Genomic DNA, 17537 nt, shown 5'->3' with positions numbered 1-17537 from the left:
GCAAGCGTAGAGCACCGCGCGCTTATCGGAGTGTCGTCCATGGCCCTTACCAATACTGGTAGTGAGGCAGAACCCGTCGAACAATCGAGCCATTCGGAAGTCGAACAGCACAGCACCAAGGTTCTGATGCTGGGCGCGCTCGGTGTCGTCTATGGGGATATCGGCACCAGCCCGATCTACGCCTTTCGCGAGGCGCTGGTGGCGTCGTCGGGCGGCAATGTAGCCCAGCGCGGCGATATTCTCGGCGTGCTGTCGCTGATCATCTGGTCGCTGACGATCATCGTCACCATCAAATACATCATGTTCGTGCTGCGCGCCGACAACCGTGGCGAGGGCGGCGTGCTGTCGCTGATGGCGCTGGCGCGCGGCAGTTTCCCCAAGCGCTCGGCGCTGATGCTTGGCATCGGCATCGTCGGGGCGTCGCTTTTCTTCGGTGACGCCGTCATCACACCGGCGATTTCGGTGCTGTCGGCGGTTGAGGGCATGAATGTCGTCACGCCTGCCTTCCAGCCCTATGTCGTGCCGCTGACGCTGGTCATCCTTGCCATGGTGTTCGCGGTGCAGCGCTTTGGCACGGGCGGGGTGGGATTGGTGTTCGGCCCGGTGACCGCTGTATGGTTCCTGGCTATTGGCCTTTCCGGTCTCAACCACATCATCGCCGACCCGGAAATCCTGTGGGCGATCAGCCCGCACTACATCGTCGCCTTTCTGATCAATTCGCCCGACGTCGCTTTCGTGACCATCGGCGCCATCTTCCTCGCCGTCACCGGCGCGGAAGCACTCTATGCCGATCTCGGCCATTTCGGCCGCAAGCCGATCGTGCTCGCCTGGCTGGCGATCGTCTTTCCCTGCCTGCTGCTCAATTATGCCGGGCAGGGTGCCTTCGTGCTGGCCAAGAACGGCGTCGTCGGCCATCCGTTCTTCGAGATGAACGAAGGCTGGACGCTGATCCCGATGGTCGTGCTGGCGACCGCTGCCACGGTCATCGCCAGCCAGGCGGTGATATCAGGCGCGTTCTCGCTGACCAGGCAGGCGGTGCAGCTCAACATGCTGCCGCGCCTGCAAATCCTGCACACGTCGGAGAAACAGTCCGGCCAGATCTATATGCCGCGCGTCAATCTCTTGTTGGCGCTGGCGGTGATGATGCTGGTGGTCGGCTTCGGCGAGTCCAGCAGGCTGGCGGCGGCCTACGGTATTTCGGTGACCGGCAACATGCTGGTGACGACGGTGCTGCTCTATGTCGTCATGACGCGCATCTGGAAATGGCAGCTGTGGCTGGCAGTCTCGCTGACGGCGCTGTTCGGTTTCATCGATGTCGGGTTCTTTGCCTCCAACATCGTCAAGGTGTTCGAGGGCGGCTGGGCCTCGCTGGCCGTGGCCTTCACCATCGTGCTGGCCATGTGGACCTGGGTGCGCGGCAGCCGCTATTTGTTCGACAAGACCCGTCGCAACGAGATCCCCCTCGATTTCCTCGCCGGCAATCTGTTGAAGAAAAAGCCGCAACTGGTGTCCGGCACCGCCGTGTTCCTGACCAGCGATCCGCTCAGCGCGCCAACCGCGCTGATGCACAGCCTGAAGCACTACAAGGTGCTGCATGAACAGAACGTCATCCTTTCGGTGGTGACCGCGCCGCAACCGGTGGTGCCCGACAGCGACCGGGTCAAGATGGAGACGGTCAACGAGCTGTTCATGCGGGTGACGCTGACCTTCGGCTACATGGAGCAGCCCAACATCCCGCGCGCGCTGGCGATCTGCCGCAAGCAAGGCTGGAAGTTCGACATCATGACGACCTCGTTCTTCCTGTCGCGGCGTTCGCTCAAGGCCTCGCCCAATTCCGGCATGCCGGTGTGGCAGGACAAGCTGTTCATCGGCCTGGCGCGCACGGCCGCCGACGCGACGGAGTATTTCCAGATCCCGACCGGTCGCGTGGTGGAGATCGGCACGCAGGTGGCGATCTAGGACATGTCCTGGCGGATCGGCGAACGGACTGTGCCTCACGGCACAGTCCATGTCACTCCGCTTCAACCGGCCAGGGCGGCCTTGTTGGCCTCGAGGAACTGCTTCAACGTCTTTGGCGTCCTGCCGGAAAGCGTCTTGATCGCGTCGGTCACCATGGCGATGCGGCCGGAGCGCGTGTTGGCGTCGAAGGACACGATGACCTCAGCGAAATCCTCGGGAACGCCTGATGCCTTCACGCCTTCCGTCAAAGCTTCATCCGGAACCTGCACGACATCGAGCGGCTTGCCGGTGACCTCGCTTACCAGAGCGGCGATCTCGGCCGTGGTGTAGGCGTGCGGACCGGTCAAGGTGTAGGTCTTGCTTTCGTTTGAAGCTCCAGCGAGGCCGGCGGCGATCGCCGCTGCCATGTCATCGCGTGCGCCGTGCGCAATCCGGCCTTCGCCGGCGGACGTATACCAGCGTCCCGAGGCGATCGCGTGCGGCAGTGCCATGAACAGGTTCTCCTGGTACCAGCCGTTGCGGAAGATCGTGTAGGGGATGCCGCTCGCCTTGATCGCCTGCTCGGTGCTGTAGTGGTCATCGGCAAACAGGACCGGCGATACCGGCTCCGGATTGGGCATCGAAGTGTAAAGCAGATGCGAAATGCCGGTATTTTTGGCTGCGGCGACGGCATTTTCGTGCTGCTTCAGGCGCCTGCCGCTTTTGAGATCGAGATCGCCGGTCGAAATGATCAGCACCTTGTCGGCGCCCTCGAATGCGGTTTCCAGCGAGGCCGCGTCGTTGAAGTCGGCGGCCCTGACAACGACGCCGCGCAGCGCCAGATCGGCCACGCTTTCTGGATTGCGTGTGGTGGCGATGATCTTTGCTGGCGGAACTTTGTGCGTGTCCAAGAGATAGTGGATGACGCTGCGGCCGAGCTGGCCGGAGGCGCCGGTGACGAGAAGGGTTTTGGTCATGGGAGATCCTGACATTGCGCCGCAAGGGCGGCCGAGTGATAGTCTCAGAAAGAGACCAGCACTAAAATAGGAATTGACCTATGGCCGTAAAGAAGGCAGTTTTTCGGGAGGTAGGCACAGGCAGGGAACCAGCCATGGACGGCAAGGTCATCAATCTGAAATCGAAGATGGAGATCTACAAGGCGATCTCAGGCGGCGGCAATATTGCCAATTGTCCGGTTCGTGATGTCATCCAGGGCGTTAGCGGCAAATGGAGATCGCTGCTGATGATGGCCTTAGCTGAAAAACCCTACCGCTTCGGCGAGCTGAGGCGCCTGGTGCCCGACATTTCGCAGCGCATGCTGACCCAGACGCTGTACGATCTTCAGCGCGACGGTTATGTACATCGTGAGGTGTTCCCGACCAAACCACCGAGCGTCGAATACAGCCTGACCGATCTCGGGCGCTCTATGTTCGGCGCCTTTCATCAATTGATTCTGTGGGCCGAACTCAACCATGATGCGGTGCGCGCAGCGCGCGCCGATTTTGATGCCACCCAAGCGTAAGCCTCAGGACGGTGCCGCGACTTGATTTCGCCCGGCGGCTGAAGGATTGTCCCGGCCATTCGGCTTTGGGGGCATTGGCATTTCCTACGACATCGCAATTGCAGGCGCCGGGCCGGCGGGACTGGCCATGGCGCTCTATCTCAAGCGCGCCGGGCATCGGGTAACCGTCTTCGAGCGCTTCGACGAACCGAAGCCGGTCGGCTCCGGACTGATCCTGCAGCCGACCGGGCTGACGGTCCTGGCCGACCTTGGCCTGCTCGACGACATCCTGGCGCTGGGCAGCCGCATCGACCGCCTGCATGGCGCCGACGCCAGCACAGGCCGTACCGTGCTCCACGTCCGCTACGATGCGCAACGCGGTGGCCGCTTCGGGCTCGCGGTGCACCGGGCGGCCTTGTTCGGCGTGCTTTTTCGCGCTGCGCGGCGCGAGGCGATCGCCATTGAGACCGGCGTCGAGATCGAGGCGTTGGAGGCGGGCGAACGGGCGACGCTGATCTGTGGCAACGGGCGAAGGGCAGGGCCGTTCGATCTGGTCGTCGACGCCAGCGGTTCGCGCTCGAAACTGCGACTCGCAAGCGCTCCAGGCGAGCCGCGGCCACTCACCTATGGCGCGTTCTGGGCCTCGCTCGGCTGGCGCGGCGAAGGTTTTGACGAGCAAGCGCTGCTGCAACGCTACGACAAAGCGAGCGTGATGATCGGCGTGCTGCCGATCGGCCGGCCGGAGCCGGGCGCTGAAAAGATGGCGGCTTTCTTCTGGAGCCTGAAGCCGTCGGATGCCGATGCGGTGCGCGTCCGGGGTCTGAACGCCTGGAAGGAGAGAGTGGTCCGGCTATGGCCGCAGAGCGAGGCATACACCAGCCAGATCGACAGTTTCGACCAGCTCTCGCTGGCGCGCTATGGTCACCACACGATGAGGCTTCCGATTGGCCGGCGGTTGGCCGTCATCGGCGACGCCGCGCACTCGACCAGCCCGCAGCTCGGGCAAGGGGCCAATATGGCGCTGCTCGACGCCGCGGCGCTCAGCCATGCGCTGGCGCGGACGGACGGTGTCGAGGCAGCGCTGGAAGCCTATGCGAAGGCGCGGCGCTGGCATGTGCGTGTCTTCCAGGCGCTGTCGCTGGCATTCACGCCGTTCTACCAGTCGGATTCGGTGGCGCTGCCCTTCATCCGAGACAGGCTGGTGGCGACGGTGGCAAAAATCCCGCCGGCGCCGCAATTCCTCGCCTCGATGGTGGCGGGCACGGTGATCGATCCGTTCAAGCGGATTGCGCTGACGGAGGCGCGGTGGCCGGCTCGCTTCGGCGGATGAGGCTCGAAAGGTATGATCCTTTCGCTTGCAGGAAGGCATGCAGGCCTTGCGGGTAGCCCGGCGCCACGGCGTGCTTGATCGACGGGCGTTCACTCAAGGCTTTGCGCCAGGCTCGGACGAGCGGTTTGCCGTCCAGGATGCCGAAATCACCGATCCGGTCGAAGGCGTCCAGATAGCGGAAGACCGGACCGTAAACGGCGTCGACCAGCGAAAAGTGCTTGCTGGCGAACCAGGGTCCGCCAGGCTCGTCCGCCAGCTCGGCTTCGAGACGATCGAACATGGCGGACAGCGCGCTGGCTTCGGCAAGGAAGCCGGCCTCGGTCGAGGCTGAATAGAACCGGCCGATGGCGTTGAGGGTGGCCGAGCCGAACTCGATCCAGGCACGATGCCGGGCGCGGGCATAGGGATCGGCAGGGTGGAGGGGATTGGCCTGCGTCTCTTCGAGGAATTCGAGGATGACGGCCGATTCGAACACCACCGTTTCCTCGCCATTTCGCTGTACGCGCAGCAGCGGCACCTTGCCGAGTGGCGAGATCGCCTTGAACCAACTGGGCTTGTTGGCGAGGTCGATATCGACGCGCTCGAACGGCACGCCCTTTTCGGCCAGTGAAATCGCGGCGCGCTGCACATAGGGGCAGAGATGATGGCTGACGAGGATGAGCTTGTGTTTCATGGGGTTTTCCAAAGTTAATGCAACTGCATCTATATAGATGCATACGCATCGATCGTCAAGCTTGATGCATCTGCATCTATCGCCTAAGTTGGGCCATGACCGAGAAAGCGACGCCTTCGCCCGAAGCCATCAAGGCCTGGGCCCGCCTGATGCGGGTTTCGCGCCAGCTGATGGAAAGCGCTGAAGAGGCGTTGAAGGCCGCTGGCCTGCCGCCGCTTGCCTGGTACGACGTGCTGCATGAGCTTGCCGAGGCGGGTGAGGGCGGGCTGCGGGCGTTCCAGCTGATCGAGCGCACGCTGTTCGCGCAATACAACATCTCCCGGCTGCTGGCCCGGCTCGAGGCCGATGGGCTGGTCGAGAAACTGCCGGTGGCCGATGACGGCCGTGGCCAAACCATCCGCATCACGGCCAATGGGCGAGAGACACGCCGCCAGATGTGGGCGGTCTACGGATGGTCGATCGCTGAACTGGTCGGCGCCAAACTGTCGGGAGACGAGTTGACCATGGTCTCGGCACTGCTTGGCCGGCTGCGCCATCCGCCCGTCGCCGACTGATGCCATGGCGCCGAGCCGACCTGCCGAGGTCAGGCCAGATGGCTGCCCCAGAGAAACGCCAGCGTCGCCAAAACGCCAAGTGCCGTGCGAACCAGGTGCAGATTGCCCCATTTGACGATCAGGGACCTGGCTTGAGGGTTGCCGGCGCCTGCGTCCATCGCCTCCAGCACCCTGTTGGTCGGCATCATGGCGATCAGCGTCCATGGCCAGGGCAAGATGATCAACACCGCGCCAGCCAGGAACGCAAAACCGCCGGTCTGTCACCAGCAACCAGACCGAGAACGCAGGCAACAATGGCAATGGACGCCTGCATGGCGGCGCCGCGCTTGTAGGAGGGCTGCCATTCCTGCAGTAGTGCCTTGTCGTCAAGACGAAGCCGCGCTGGTTGCTCGGCGACACTGACATAGATCGCGGCGCCGGAGTATGCAGCGGCAACCGTCAAGGCAAGCAATCCGATCAGCATCTTCCTTCCCGCGCAAGCTTCCCGGCGCCGACGCCGTTCAGACAGAAATAGGGCTTGCAAGGCTCAGCACAATACGGCATAGATCAGGCGAACCGTAACGTACGGTACGGCTCGCCGGAATGACTGGCCGGCCTTGCCTTTCGAGAGAAGAACGTGTTGCATAGCGTGCCCGAGATCGACACCAGCGAAGCGCTGACAGAGCGGCAGAAGGCCGTGCTCGACGCAGCGTTGCGGCTGCTGGTCGAAGAGGGCGACCAACTGACCATGACCGCCGTGGCGCGCCGCGCCAGCTGTTCCAAGGAAACGCTCTACAAATGGTTCGGCGACCGCGACGGGTTGTTGACGGCGACGGTGCAGTGGCAGGCGTCGAAAGTGCGGGTGGCGCCGGTCGACGGCAAGGGACTCGATCTGGCCTCGCTGACGGCAAGTCTTGAGCGCTTTGCCTCGGACTGGCTCCAGGTGATTTCCAGCGACACCTCGATCGCGCTCAACCGGGTGGCGGTCGGGCATGCCGGCTCGGGTAAGGACAATCTCGGCGCCGTGGTGTTGGAGAATGGCCGCTTCGCGCTGGCCAAACGGCTGAAGCCGGTGCTTGAGGCTGGCCGCCAGGCCGGGCTGCTCGACTTTGCGGATGCCGAAACGGCGTTCCGCACCTTTTTCGGGCTGGTCGCCCGCGATGTGCAGATCCGTCTGCTGCTCGGCGACCGGCTGGAATTGACTGAGGCGGCGATCGGCGGCGATGCCGCACGGGCGACGCAGCAGTTTCTCGCTCTTTTCGGAGCAATAACCGGGCTACAAGGCCCCTGATTTTCAAAACGGGAAGGAAGACAAAATGCGCGTCTATTACGATCGTGATGCCGATCTCAATCTGATCAAGGGCAAGAAGGTCGCCATCATCGGCTATGGCAGCCAGGGCAGGGCGCATGCGCTCAATCTCAAGGATTCCGGTGCCAAGGAGATCGCCATCGGTCTCAAGGCCGGCTCGCCGACCGCCAAGAAGGTCGAGGCCGACGGGCTCAAGGTGATGAGCGTGGCGGACGCCGCCAAATGGGCCGACCTGATGATGATGGCAACGCCCGACGAACTGCAGGCCGACATCTACAAAAACGAGATCGCGCCGAACATCCGCGATGGTGCCGCAATCGCCTTCGCGCACGGCCTCAATGTGCATTTCGGTCTCATCGAGCCGAAGTTGACGGTCGACGTCGTCATGATCGCGCCGAAGGGTCCCGGCCACACGGTGCGCGGCGAATACCAGAAGGGCGGCGGCGTGCCGTGCCTGGTCGCGGTCAACCAGGATGCTTCGGGCAATGCGCTCGACCTGGCGCTGTCCTACGCCTGCGGCGTCGGCGGCGGCCGTTCGGGCATCATCGAGACCAATTTCCGCGAGGAATGCGAGACCGATCTGTTCGGCGAGCAGGTCGTGCTGTGCGGCGGCCTGGTCGAACTGATCCGCGCCGGCTTCGAGACGCTGGTGGAAGCCGGCTACGCGCCGGAGATGGCCTATTTCGAGTGCCTGCACGAGGTCAAGCTGATCGTCGACCTGATTTATGAAGGCGGCATAGCCAACATGAACTACTCGATCTCGAACACCGCCGAATGGGGCGAATACGTCTCGGGTCCGCGCATCATCACCGCCGAGACCAAGGCCGAGATGAAGCGCGTGCTGAAGGACATCCAGACCGGCAAGTTCACTTCGGAGTGGATGCAGGAATACCGCGCCGGCATGTCCCGCTTCAAGGGCATCCGCCGCAACAATGACAGCCACCAGATCGAGGAAGTCGGCGCCAAGCTGCGCGCGATGATGCCGTGGATTTCCAAGAACAAGCTGGTCGACAAGGCCAAGAACTAAGCGCGTTCCGCACGACTCGAAGTCAAAACAGCTTCGAACAGGAAAAAGCAAAAACGGCGCCACGCGGCGCCGTTTTTCATTTCTGAGGCCAGCCTATCAATAGGGCGAGTAGCACTGCTGGCGCGGGCCGCCGTAGGGCTGGAACGTGTTGTCCCAGGCGCGATACGACCGGTACCTGTTATAGCACCATTGGACATGGGCACTGGAAACCCGCTGCGTCCGATAGGTGCGGTAGTAGCGGCGCGGCGGCGGCCCGTCATAGTAGTTGTAATTGTTGTACATGCTGCCAATGCCGAGCCCCAGCCCAAGGCCCAGGAGTGCGGCCGCTCCATCATTGTGATGGCGGCCATGATAGTGGCGGCGACCGTGACGCCAACGCCAGTCATCTCCGCCATTCCAGTTGTCGCGGTTCCAATTGCGACGCCCGTCGTGACGGCGCCATCTCCAATTGTCGTTGTTGAACCGCCGGTCGTTACCGCCGGCCCAGCTGTCGCGGACCGGTGTGACCGTCGGCGCCGCCGTGCTGGTGGGAGTAGACATGTTCGGCTGCATCATCGGTCCGGCGGCGGACGGCGCCGTGACGCCGGAGAGGATACTGAGGGCTACCAGCCCGGATTTGACTGTGGAAGAAAAGAGCGAATTCATTGCACTCTCCAAGAGTTACAGGCCCCACGCCCACCCGAGGAATGGGGCAACAATGGATCTTTGCATCTGAACGGCGGATGAACGGAAAGGTTCCGTCAACCATAGCGCGAATGCCGGCAGGACCAATCGATCTGCGCCGGTGGTCCTGCGACCTTGTTTTCTCCGGCACTTGCGGGCAAAGGTCATGGCATGTCGCTGCGCCTTGCCACCTTCAATGTCGAGAACCTGATGAACAGGTTCGATTTTTCCGGCTATCGCAATCAGCTCAACGAGGATCGCACGCTGGCGCTGTTCGATATCCAGAGCGAGGCGGAATACAGGATGCTGGAGCAGGCCCGCGCCATCGCCCAGTCCGACGACACGCGCCAGCTGACGGCACTGGCGATCGCTGCCACCCGCGCCGACATCATCTGCATGCAGGAAGTCGACAACATCGAGGCGCTGAAGGCCTTCGAATACGGCTATCTGTTCAAGATGGTGGGGCAGGGCTACCGGCAGAAATACACCACATCGGGCAATGATTCGCGCGGCATCGACGTTGCCGTGATGATGCGCAACGAAACCGCGCAGGGCCAGCCGATCGAATTCGTGCGCATGACCAGCCACGCCTATGTCACCTACGAGCAGTTCGGGCTGCATACGCCGGAGCTCGAGGGGCTAGGCAACCAGGCCAATGAGCGTATCTTCCGGCGCGACTGCCTGGAGATCGACGTCACCGTGGGCGGCGTGCCGCTGACGCTCTACCTCGTGCACTTCAAGTCGATGGGCTCGCCGCGTAACGGGCTCGACGGGCGCGAGGCAACGATGCCGGTGCGCATCGCCGAGGCGCAGGCCGTGCGCCGCATCATCGAGGAGCGCTTCGGCAAGGACCATGCCGCCGACAAACGCTGGGTGATCTGCGGCGACATGAACGACTACCGGCAGCGCGTGAAGGTGGCCGGCGACGCGATCGACGGCTACCGCTTCGAGGTGGTCGACGAGGCCCAGTCCTGCATCAATGTGCTGACAGAAGGCGGCTTCTGCGAAAATGTCGTCGAGCGGCGGCCTGAGATGAACCGCTGGAGTTTCTACCACACGCGCGGACCGGAAGAGCGGCATCTGTGCCAGCTCGACTACATCCTGCTGTCGAAGGGGCTCGCCGCCAGCAACGCGACGGCGGTTCCCGACATCATCCGCAACGGCCAGCCCTGGCGCACCATTTTCCCGCCCGGCCAGGAGGTCGAGCGCTTTCCGCGCGCCGGCTGGGACCGGCCGAAGGCATCGGACCATTGCCCGGTGGCGATCACCCTGGACATGACCTGAGCTGCGTTGGAGCAAGATGAGTTTCGACCTGCCCCGCAATGTCATCCTGCCGGTCGATGCCGTCGACGTCCGGCTTGATCCTGGCCCGCATCCCTTCGCGCTGGACAATACAGAGGCCATCGCCGAGAACTGGCAGCGCGAAATCGCTGCCAATCCGGCGCTGTTCGACGGCACTGTGGTGCTGCTGTCGCAACTCGCCTACCGCGACAACCGTCTCGTTGGCCGCTGCCACGCGGTCAACTACTCGACTTTCATGCTGTGGCGAAAACGGCGCGAGAATTCGGGCGCCGAGCACGCCTATGCGCATGCCATGCTGGTCGCCGGCGACAATGCGCTGGTGGCGATCCGCATGGGATCGCACACGGTGAACGCCGGCCGCGTCTATTTCGCCGCCGGCTCGTTCGAGCCTGTCGATTTTCGCGACGGTCTGGTCGACGTCGATTTCAACATGATGCGTGAGGTGCGCGAGGAAACCGGCCTTGACCTCTCGGATGCCATGCGCGGCAAGCGCTGGCATGCCCTGTCGACCAACAGCGGCACGGTGATCTTCCGCCGCTATCACGAGACGGCACCGGCCGACGAGATCGCCCGGCGCATCAACGCCTTCGTTGCCGCCGAGACCGATCCGGAGATCGAAGGGCCGGTGATCGTCCGCCATGCCGCCGACCTGCCGGTCGGGCTATCGCCGCATATGAAGCCGCTGATCGAGTGGCATTTTTCGGGCGTCGATTAACGAAGCGTCTTGCTCTGCGCTGCCTTGCGATCGTTGCGGGCGGCGACGAGGAACAAGACAAAGCCGATGCTCAGCAAGCCGCCCATCGCCATTCCCATGGTCTGGCCGACGACGGCCTGAAAATCTGATGTGACGCGGTCGGGATTGGCCATGCCGTGGCGGGCGAGATACCACCAGATGCCTGCCAGGAAGGCCTCGATGACGACCATCGCCAGGATCAGTCGCGCCTTCTTGCTCATTGGCTATTGCTCCACCCAAGGTGAATTGCCCTAGCATCGCGAACGGTGCGGGGACAGTGGTGGGGCAGGGTGGAAACGTTGAAGGCTGTGCAAAACAGGGTCGGAGCGCTGGCCGCGTTTCCGATCAGGTTGCCCTATTCGTGCCGCAGCGCGTCGATCGGATCGAGCCTGGCGCCGCGCAACGCCGGGAAGAAACCGAACACCATGCCGATCAGCGCGGAAAAGCCGACGGCGAGCAGGATGACCGCCGGGCTTGGCGCGAAGGGGATGGTCAGCGTCACAGCGGCGAGGCCGGCCAGCGTCAGGCCGATCAGGATGCCGATGATGCCGCCGAGCAGCGACAGCACCGTCGCCTCGACCAGGAACTGGATCAGGATGTGCTTTTCATGCGCGCCGATGGCGAGCCTGATGCCGATTTCGCGCGTGCGTTCGGTGACCGAGACCAGCATGATGTTCATGATGCCGATGCCGCCGACCAGCAGGCTGACGCCGGCGACGGCGCCCAGCATGCCGGTCATGGTGGTGGTGGCGCTGGCCATGGCGTCGGCGATCTGGGTCATGTCGCGGATGGCGAAATCGCTCTCGCGCTCGGGCGTGATGCGGCGCGCGTCGCGCAAAATGTCTTCGACACGCGGCTGCAGTTCGCTGGTCGGCGTGCGGTCGTCGGCGGCGATGTAGATGTTGTCGATGTCGCGGTTGCCGGCGATGCGGCGCTGATAGGCATGCAACGGCATCAGCACGACATTGTCCTGGTCCTGGCCGAAACCGGTATAGCCCTTGGGTTCGAGCAGGCCGATGATCTTGCAGGAGGTGCGGTTGACGCGGATGATCTCGCCCTCGGGGTCGCCGGCGCCGAAGAACTGCTGGCGCACCGTCTCGCCGATCAGGCACACGCCGGTGCCCGAGCGGGTTTCGGAATCGCTGAACGGACGGCCCGACACCAGCTTCCAGTCGCGCGCATCGAGATAGGCGCTGTCGGTGCCGGTGACGCCGGAGGTCAGGCTCTCGGTGCCGAAGATGACGCGCACCTGCTTTTGCGAGGCCGGCGAAATGGCGCGCGCACCGGTCAGGTGCGCAACCAGCGCCGCCAGGTCCTTTTCGGCCAGCGGGGCGCACCACCTGGTCGAGCCCGCCCGGGCCGCCGGGACCGGCCGGGCGGCCGGAGCGGACGACCAGCAGATTGCTGCCGAGCTTGGAGATGTCGGCCTTGACCTTTTCAGTGGTGCCCGAGCCGATGGTGAGCATGGCAATGACGGCGGCAACGCCGATGACGATGCCGAGCAAGGTCAGGAACGAGCGCAGCACGTTGCGGCGAATCGAGCGGAACGAGAGGCGGACGGTTTCCCAGATCATTGTGCCATCTCCAGATTCTTGGAATCGGAAGCGACGTGGCCGTCGAGGAAGCGAATGGTGCGTTCGGCATAGTCGGCGACGTCCGCTTCATGCGTGACCATGGCGATGGTCAGGCCAAGCTCGGTGTTGAGCCGGGTCAGCAACTCCATGATCTCGTGCGTGCGGGCGGTGTCGAGATTGCCGGTCGGCTCGTCGGCGACGAGCAGCGTCGGGCGGGTGACGATGGCGCGTGCGATCGCCACGCGCTGCTGCTGGCCGCCGGACAGCTCGGCCGGCGTGTGGTGCTCGCGGCCGACAAGGCCGACCTCCGCCAACGCCTGCATGGCGAGGTCGCGGCGTTCGCGGGCGGCAACGCCGCGATAGATCAGCGGCAGTTCGACATTTTCGGCCGCCGTGGTGCGGGCCAGCAGATTGTAGCCCTGGAAGACGAAGCCGACATAGAGGTTGCGCAGCATGGCGCGGCGGTTGCGGTCGAGGCGGCCGGCGTCGATGCCCATGAAGGAGTAGGTTCCGGCCGTCGGCGTGTCGAGGCAGCCGATGATGTTCATCGCCGTCGACTTGCCGGAGCCGGACGGACCCATGATGGCGACGAATTCGCCACGCCGGATGGCAAGATCGACGCCGGCCAGCGCATGCACTTTGGCCTCGCCCTGGCCATAACTCTTCCAGACCTTGTCGAAAGTGATGAGGGTCGCGCCCGCAGCCACGGCATCAGCTCCGCTGCTGCGACGCGGTGATGATTTGTGCGCCTTCGTCCAGGCCCGAAATGATCTCGGTCAGTTCACCGTCGGTTGAGCCGATCTTGACGTTGACCGGATGCGGCCGGCCGTTCTCCAGCACGTAAAGGGTGCGCGAGCCGTCGGTGGGCGCCGTTGCGGCCTGGCGCTGGCGGTTGCCGCCGGGGCGACCCATGCGGCCGGTGAACAGGTCGCTCAGGCTCCAGCCGCGAGCGGCCTGCTGGGCAGGGCGATAGCGGAAGGCCGTGGCCGGCACGGTGAGCACGCCCTTGGCCTGCTTTGTGACGACCGAAACGGTGGCGGTCATGCCGGGCCGCAGCAACAGCTCGTTGTTGTCGACTTCAAGCCGCGCATTGTAGGTGACGACGCCGTCGGTGGTGACCGATGCATAGGAGATGTCGCGGATCTCGGCATCGAACGGCCGCTCGGGGAAGGCATCGACGGTGAAGCGGGCATGCTGGCCGCTCTTGACCGCGCCGATGTCGGCTTCGTCGACAGCGGCCACCAGTTCCATGTTCCTGAGATCGGCGGCGATGATGAACAGCACCGGCGCCTGCAGGGAGGAGGCGACCGTCTGGCCGGGATCGACCGAGCGCGTCAAAACGATGCCGTCGATCGGCGCATAGATGGTGCTGTTGGCAAGGTCGGTCTGCTGCGATTTCAGGTCGGCATTGGCGATGGCGAGATTGGCGGTGGCGCTGTCGAGCGCCGCCTTGGAGCGGTCGCGCGTCGCGGTCGCCGCCTCGAGCGACTGGTCGGTCGCCATACCGCGCTTGGTCAGTGCCGCCGCGCGCACAAGCGCTTTTTCGTTTTCGGTGAGCGTTACCGTTGCGTCCTCGACATTGGCGGCCGCGCCCTTGGCGGAGGCTTCCGCCCGTTCGATCTGGACCTGCAGCTTGGCGGTGTCGAGTGCCGCCAGCACGTCGCCTTTCTTGACCTGCTGGTTCTCCTCGACCGACACCGAACGGATGATACCGGAGAGCTGGCTGGAAATATCGACCTGGGTGAGGGGCTGCAGCGTGCCGGTAGCCGACACCGCGACGGTGAGGTCGGCCTTGGCGGCAGGTACCGTGGTGTAATCAATCTTGGCCGGCGAGCCGGCATACCACTGATAGGCGCCAAGCCCGGCGGCGAGCACGATCAGCGCAAGCAGCGCATAGCGCCAGCCGCGACGGCGCGACTTGCGCAGACCTTGTCTGTCGAGCCCAAGCGCCGTCTCGATGGCGGAATCCGATTCCGTCTTTGGCGGATTGACAATCTGGTCCACGCTGGACCCCTATAATGCGCAATGTCCCTATCTGTGCACAGATCAGGCTTACTGGTTCAAATATCAAATTAAATTTCGCCCATCTTGGGATTGAGGCAGGAATGAAAACCCGGAACTACTTGCTTTACGATGTGTTTACGACCGAGCGACTGGCGGCAATCCTTTGGCCGTCGTGCTGGACAGCAAGGGATTGGACACTGCCGCGATGCAGGCCATCGCGCGTGAGTTCAACCTGTCGGAATCGGTTTTCGTGTTGCCGCCGGGCAATCCGAAGCATAAAAATCGCATTCGCATCTTCACGCCCGACTATGAAATGCCGTTCGCCGGTCATCCCACGGTAGGCGCTGCGATTGCGCTGGCCGAACTGGCGGAAGACGGCGGCGCCGGCATCTTCGTGCTGGAGGAAAACATCGGCCCGGTGCGTTGCGCTGTCAGCAAGCACGACGGCAACATTTTTGCCGAGTTCGACCTGGCGAAGCTGCCGGAGCCGCTGAAGCTCGAGGCCGATCCGGAGGCGATCGGTGCCGCCCTTGGGCTCACGCCGCACGAAATCGGCTTCGAGAATCACCGCGTCTCGTTCTGGTCGGCGGGCGTGCCCTATGTCACCATTCCGGTTGCCAATCTCGAGGCGGCAGGCCGGGTCCGGCTGGACAACCAGGCCTGGTCGGAACTGGCGCCACGCAAGAGCGACTGGGCCTTCGCCAGTCCCTATGTCTACTGCCGCGAGACGGTGAACCACGAAAGCGCCTTCCACGTGCGGATGATCGTGCCCGGCACGCCTTCCTACGAGGATCCGGCAACCGGCTCGGCGGCAGCGGCCTTTGCCGGCGCCATCATGCATTTCGACGCGCCGACCGACGGCATTTCGCAGCTGTGGATCGAGCAGGGGCTGGAGATGGGCCGGCCATCGCGCATCCGCCTCGAACTGACCGTGCAAGGCGGCAAACTGGCCTCGGCGCGCATTGGCGGCAACGCGGTCAAGGTTGCGGAAGGCAAGCTGTTCGTTTGATCGCGCCTTAAGGCATCGAGGAAGACCGTCGCTGTTAGAGATCCTTCACCGCCCCCTCTGTCCTGCCGGACATCTCCCCCTCAAGTGGGGAGATTGCCGTAACTTCTGATTTCGCCAACCTCGGATGCAAAAAGAGAGGCGGGACGACGAAGCTTCCGATCTCTCCCCTTGAGGGGGAGATGCCCGGCAGGGCAGAGGGGGGCGCTGTCCCGCCAAGAGAACGTAAGGTTTCGCCCGGCGCCAACACCTAAAAGCGAGGCTCCAGGCGATTTGTCGGGAAATGATTCCGGCAGGGCTGGACAGGACCGATGGTGGCGGCTATATGCCCGCCAACGCCGGTTTTTGCCGGCCGAGTGGGTGCGTAGCTCAGTTGGTAGAGCAGCTGACTCTTAATCAGCGGGTCCACAGTTCAATCCTGTGCGCACCCACCAAATTCTTCAAAGACTTGGTGGAAAGACCCTGAAAACGAGACGCGTTTGGCGCGTCTCGGGCAGGCTGTCTGACCGTGATTCTTTAACTGCGCTATCCGGATCTCGTGGCGATTCAGCCGCGTTGAAAAATGCGGCTCAGAAACCGGCCCAATCGAAAAGCAATGCTCTTTTCCCCGGCTGCAGCTTCGTTGGCGCCAATTCCGTCTTTTCCCCCGGAGAAATCGCTGATGAGCCACCAGAAGAAGACCAGGAAGACAACGAAAATGCCGGTATCGATCGGGCCATGGCTTGAATAGCTGCTGTGACGGAACACAACAGCGACCGCCCCGGCGATAAACACCGCAGCTGCGGCAGGATGAAATTTCTTCATCCGCAAAATCTATTTGAGAATCGCCGTTACGGGAAGATGCCTCCTTTGTCGTGACAACGGCATCTTTGTCGGCCGATACGGGGAATGGATAACTACTTCTCCGACACCCCCGCCTCGGCAAAACTCGCCATGCGGGCATGGCACTCCAGCGCTGAGCGGACGATGTTGACAGCAAGACAAGCGCCGGAGCCTTCGCCGAGTCGCATGCCGAGATCGAGCAGCGGCGGCAGGCCGAGGGCTTCTAGCAGGCCGCGATGGCCAGACTCGGCCGAGACATGAGCTGATATGGTGTGGGCGAGACCGGTCGGGTGCAGCTTTGCCAACGGGGCCGCGGCGGCGGTGCAGACGAAGCCGTCGAGCAGCACGGGTATGCCGAGATGCCGAGCGGCGAGCGTGGCGCCGAAGATGGCGGCCAGTTCGCGTCCGCCAAGCGCGGCGGCGATCCCTAGCGGATCGGCAAGGGCGGCGGCGTGACGCTTCAGGCCGGCTTCGATGGCAACCACCTTGCGCTTCAGGCCGGCGTCGTCGACACCGGTGCCGCGCCCGGTCCATTTTTCCGCGCCGCCGCCGAACAGGGCAGCTGAAATGGCGGCCGCCGGCGTCGTGTTGCCGATGCCCATTTCGCCGAAGCAGATGAGGTCGAGGTCTTTCGTCACGGCGTCGTAGCCGGCCGAGACGGCGGCGAGAAACGCCTTCTCGTCCATTGCCGGCACTTGGGTGAAGTCGCCTGTAGGATGGTCGAGATCGAGCGGAATGACGTCGAGTTCGGCGCCGGCCATGCGGGCAAGCTGGTTGATGGCGGCACCGCCGCCGGCGAAATTCGCCACCATCTGCACGGTGACCTCGGAAGGATAGGCCGACACGCCTTGCGCGGTGACGCCATGGTTGCCGGCGAAGACGAAGACCTTGACGCGGTCGAGTTTTGGCATGTCGCGGCCCTGCCAGCGCGCCAGCCAGGCGGCGATCGTCTCCAGCCGGCCAAGGCTGCCTTGCGGCTTGGTCAGTGTGTCCTGGCGGCGGGCGACCGCGCTTGCCGCGGCATCGCTGCCAGCTGGAAGGTCGAGGCAGGCGGCGCGCAGTTCATCGAGGGATTTGAAGGGCATGGGGCAAAGTCTCCGAAAGGGAATCAGGCCAAAGGGA

The 17537-nt window shown here is 63.6% G+C and carries 16 protein-coding genes, 1 tRNA gene and 3 pseudogenes; 10 read left to right on the top strand and 10 right to left on the bottom strand.

Features of this window, described 5'->3' with window-relative positions; genetic code table 11:
• The first annotated feature begins 39 nt into the window (after positions 1 to 39).
• The gene (locus tag ACFOJ9_RS19680) at positions 40 to 1959 is read left to right on the top strand and encodes a potassium transporter Kup (protein ID WP_378980524.1); all 1920 of its coding nucleotides are present in this window, start codon (positions 40 to 42) and stop codon (positions 1957 to 1959) included.
• Positions 1960 to 2021: 62 nt separating this feature from the next.
• On the opposite strand, the gene ACFOJ9_RS19675 is transcribed toward ACFOJ9_RS19680, so the two are convergent.
• Complete coding sequence (locus ACFOJ9_RS19675; protein ID WP_378980523.1) at positions 2022 to 2915, bottom strand: SDR family oxidoreductase; 894 nt, start codon at positions 2913 to 2915, stop codon at positions 2022 to 2024.
• A 134-nt stretch (positions 2916 to 3049) separates the two neighbouring features.
• Between ACFOJ9_RS19675 and ACFOJ9_RS19670 the strand changes: the two genes are divergently transcribed.
• Both ACFOJ9_RS19670 and ACFOJ9_RS19665 read left to right on the top strand, forming a co-directional pair.
• On the top strand, positions 3050 to 3460 hold the full coding sequence (locus ACFOJ9_RS19670; RefSeq protein WP_292176908.1) for a winged helix-turn-helix transcriptional regulator: 411 nt from the start codon (positions 3050 to 3052) through the stop codon (positions 3458 to 3460).
• A 46-nt stretch (positions 3461 to 3506) separates the two neighbouring features.
• Positions 3507 to 4769 (top strand): FAD-dependent oxidoreductase, encoded by a 1263-nt coding sequence (locus ACFOJ9_RS19665; protein ID WP_378980522.1) that lies wholly within the window; start codon positions 3507 to 3509, stop codon positions 4767 to 4769.
• Here ACFOJ9_RS19665 and ACFOJ9_RS19660 read toward each other — a convergent pair.
• Positions 4717 to 5442 (bottom strand): glutathione S-transferase family protein, encoded by a 726-nt coding sequence (locus ACFOJ9_RS19660; RefSeq protein WP_378980521.1) that lies wholly within the window; start codon positions 5440 to 5442, stop codon positions 4717 to 4719. The two genes, ACFOJ9_RS19665 and ACFOJ9_RS19660, sit on opposite strands and share 53 nt — an antisense overlap.
• 95 nt (positions 5443 to 5537) lie before the next feature.
• On the opposite strand from ACFOJ9_RS19660, the gene ACFOJ9_RS19655 reads away from it, so the two are divergent.
• A complete protein-coding gene (locus ACFOJ9_RS19655; protein ID WP_378980520.1) occupies positions 5538 to 5996 on the top strand; it encodes a MarR family winged helix-turn-helix transcriptional regulator in 459 nt (152 codons plus the stop codon).
• Between the two features lie 29 nt (positions 5997 to 6025).
• Here ACFOJ9_RS19655 and ACFOJ9_RS19650 read toward each other — a convergent pair.
• A pseudogene (locus ACFOJ9_RS19650) lies at positions 6026 to 6456 on the bottom strand (DUF1772 domain-containing protein).
• A gap of 156 nt (positions 6457 to 6612) precedes the next feature.
• Between ACFOJ9_RS19650 and ACFOJ9_RS19645 the strand changes: the two are divergent.
• Positions 6613 to 7266: a TetR/AcrR family transcriptional regulator gene (locus ACFOJ9_RS19645; RefSeq protein WP_378980519.1), complete on the top strand. Its 654-nt coding sequence runs from the start codon at positions 6613 to 6615 to the stop codon at positions 7264 to 7266.
• Positions 7267 to 7291: 25 nt separating this feature from the next.
• Complete coding sequence (gene ilvC, locus ACFOJ9_RS19640; RefSeq protein ID WP_378980518.1) at positions 7292 to 8311, top strand: ketol-acid reductoisomerase; 1020 nt, start codon at positions 7292 to 7294, stop codon at positions 8309 to 8311.
• Positions 8312 to 8407: 96 nt separating this feature from the next.
• Here ilvC and ACFOJ9_RS19635 read toward each other — a convergent pair whose 3' ends face one another.
• Positions 8408 to 8956 (bottom strand): BA14K family protein, encoded by a 549-nt coding sequence (locus tag ACFOJ9_RS19635; protein ID WP_378980517.1) that lies wholly within the window; start codon positions 8954 to 8956, stop codon positions 8408 to 8410.
• 189 nt (positions 8957 to 9145) lie between these two features.
• Between ACFOJ9_RS19635 and ACFOJ9_RS19630 the strand changes: the two genes are divergently transcribed.
• Complete coding sequence (locus ACFOJ9_RS19630) at positions 9146 to 10258, top strand: endonuclease/exonuclease/phosphatase family protein (protein WP_378980516.1); 1113 nt, start codon at positions 9146 to 9148, stop codon at positions 10256 to 10258.
• 16 nt (positions 10259 to 10274) lie between these two features.
• The gene (locus ACFOJ9_RS19625; protein ID WP_378980515.1) at positions 10275 to 10991 is read left to right on the top strand and encodes a hypothetical protein; all 717 of its coding nucleotides are present in this window, start codon (positions 10275 to 10277) and stop codon (positions 10989 to 10991) included.
• Here the strand turns inward: ACFOJ9_RS19625 and ACFOJ9_RS19620 are convergent.
• The 4 genes and pseudogenes from ACFOJ9_RS19620 to ACFOJ9_RS19605 form a co-directional block, all read right to left on the bottom strand.
• Positions 10988 to 11230, bottom strand: a complete 243-nt coding sequence (locus tag ACFOJ9_RS19620) for a hypothetical protein (protein ID WP_378980514.1) — start codon at positions 11228 to 11230, stop codon at positions 10988 to 10990. The two genes, ACFOJ9_RS19625 and ACFOJ9_RS19620, sit on opposite strands and share 4 nt — an antisense overlap.
• A gap of 134 nt (positions 11231 to 11364) precedes the next feature.
• Positions 11365 to 12583 (bottom strand): annotated as a pseudogene (locus ACFOJ9_RS19615) (ABC transporter permease).
• Positions 12580 to 13290: an ABC transporter ATP-binding protein gene (locus ACFOJ9_RS19610; RefSeq protein ID WP_378980513.1), complete on the bottom strand. Its 711-nt coding sequence runs from the start codon at positions 13288 to 13290 to the stop codon at positions 12580 to 12582. The pseudogene ACFOJ9_RS19615 and the gene ACFOJ9_RS19610 overlap by 4 nt, the downstream one beginning before the upstream one ends.
• A gap of 4 nt (positions 13291 to 13294) precedes the next feature.
• Positions 13295 to 14587 carry an efflux RND transporter periplasmic adaptor subunit gene (locus tag ACFOJ9_RS19605; protein WP_378980512.1) on the bottom strand — a complete coding sequence of 431 codons (1293 nt, stop codon included), beginning with the start codon at positions 14585 to 14587 and terminating at the stop codon, positions 13295 to 13297.
• 101 nt (positions 14588 to 14688) lie between these two features.
• Here ACFOJ9_RS19605 and ACFOJ9_RS19600 point away from each other — a divergent pair.
• Both ACFOJ9_RS19600 and ACFOJ9_RS19595 read left to right on the top strand, forming a co-directional pair.
• Positions 14689 to 15596: pseudogene (locus ACFOJ9_RS19600) on the top strand (PhzF family phenazine biosynthesis protein).
• A 355-nt stretch (positions 15597 to 15951) separates the two neighbouring features.
• Positions 15952 to 16027 (top strand) — tRNA-Lys (locus ACFOJ9_RS19595).
• A 112-nt stretch (positions 16028 to 16139) separates the two neighbouring features.
• On the opposite strand, the gene ACFOJ9_RS19590 is transcribed toward ACFOJ9_RS19595, so the two are convergent.
• Positions 16140 to 16397 (bottom strand): hypothetical protein, encoded by a 258-nt coding sequence (locus ACFOJ9_RS19590; protein ID WP_378980511.1) that lies wholly within the window; start codon positions 16395 to 16397, stop codon positions 16140 to 16142.
• A gap of 92 nt (positions 16398 to 16489) precedes the next feature.
• Positions 16490 to 17500: a nicotinate-nucleotide--dimethylbenzimidazole phosphoribosyltransferase gene (gene cobT / locus ACFOJ9_RS19585; protein WP_378980510.1), complete on the bottom strand. Its 1011-nt coding sequence runs from the start codon at positions 17498 to 17500 to the stop codon at positions 16490 to 16492.
• Positions 17501 to 17537 lie beyond the last annotated feature (37 nt).

This window comes from Mesorhizobium cantuariense (assembly GCF_042647205.1).
In the GTDB taxonomy this organism is placed as follows: domain Bacteria; phylum Pseudomonadota; class Alphaproteobacteria; order Rhizobiales; family Rhizobiaceae; genus Mesorhizobium; species Mesorhizobium cantuariense.
Note: the sequence above shows the minus strand (reverse complement) of the source record. Positions and strands in the feature narration are given on the sequence as shown.

Excerpts from the sequence above, each read along its gene's own strand:
- ACFOJ9_RS19620 (WP_378980514.1), bottom strand. The coding sequence starts at position 11,230 with ATGAGCAAGAAGGCGCGACTGATCCTGGCGATGGTCGTCATCGAGGCC.
- ACFOJ9_RS19625 (WP_378980515.1), top strand. The coding sequence starts at position 10,275 with ATGAGTTTCGACCTGCCCCGCAATGTCATCCTGCCGGTCGATGCCGTC.
- ilvC (WP_378980518.1), top strand. The coding sequence starts at position 7,292 with ATGCGCGTCTATTACGATCGTGATGCCGATCTCAATCTGATCAAGGGC.
- ACFOJ9_RS19670 (WP_292176908.1), top strand. The coding sequence starts at position 3,050 with ATGGACGGCAAGGTCATCAATCTGAAATCGAAGATGGAGATCTACAAG.
- ACFOJ9_RS19635 (WP_378980517.1), bottom strand. The coding sequence starts at position 8,956 with ATGAATTCGCTCTTTTCTTCCACAGTCAAATCCGGGCTGGTAGCCCTC.
- ACFOJ9_RS19590 (WP_378980511.1), bottom strand. The coding sequence starts at position 16,397 with ATGAAGAAATTTCATCCTGCCGCAGCTGCGGTGTTTATCGCCGGGGCG.
- cobT (WP_378980510.1), bottom strand. The coding sequence starts at position 17,500 with ATGCCCTTCAAATCCCTCGATGAACTGCGCGCCGCCTGCCTCGACCTT.
- ACFOJ9_RS19660 (WP_378980521.1), bottom strand. The coding sequence starts at position 5,442 with ATGAAACACAAGCTCATCCTCGTCAGCCATCATCTCTGCCCCTATGTG.
- ACFOJ9_RS19630 (WP_378980516.1), top strand. The coding sequence starts at position 9,146 with ATGTCGCTGCGCCTTGCCACCTTCAATGTCGAGAACCTGATGAACAGG.
- ACFOJ9_RS19675 (WP_378980523.1), bottom strand. The coding sequence starts at position 2,915 with ATGACCAAAACCCTTCTCGTCACCGGCGCCTCCGGCCAGCTCGGCCGC.
- ACFOJ9_RS19655 (WP_378980520.1), top strand. The coding sequence starts at position 5,538 with ATGACCGAGAAAGCGACGCCTTCGCCCGAAGCCATCAAGGCCTGGGCC.
- ACFOJ9_RS19680 (WP_378980524.1), top strand. The coding sequence starts at position 40 with ATGGCCCTTACCAATACTGGTAGTGAGGCAGAACCCGTCGAACAATCG.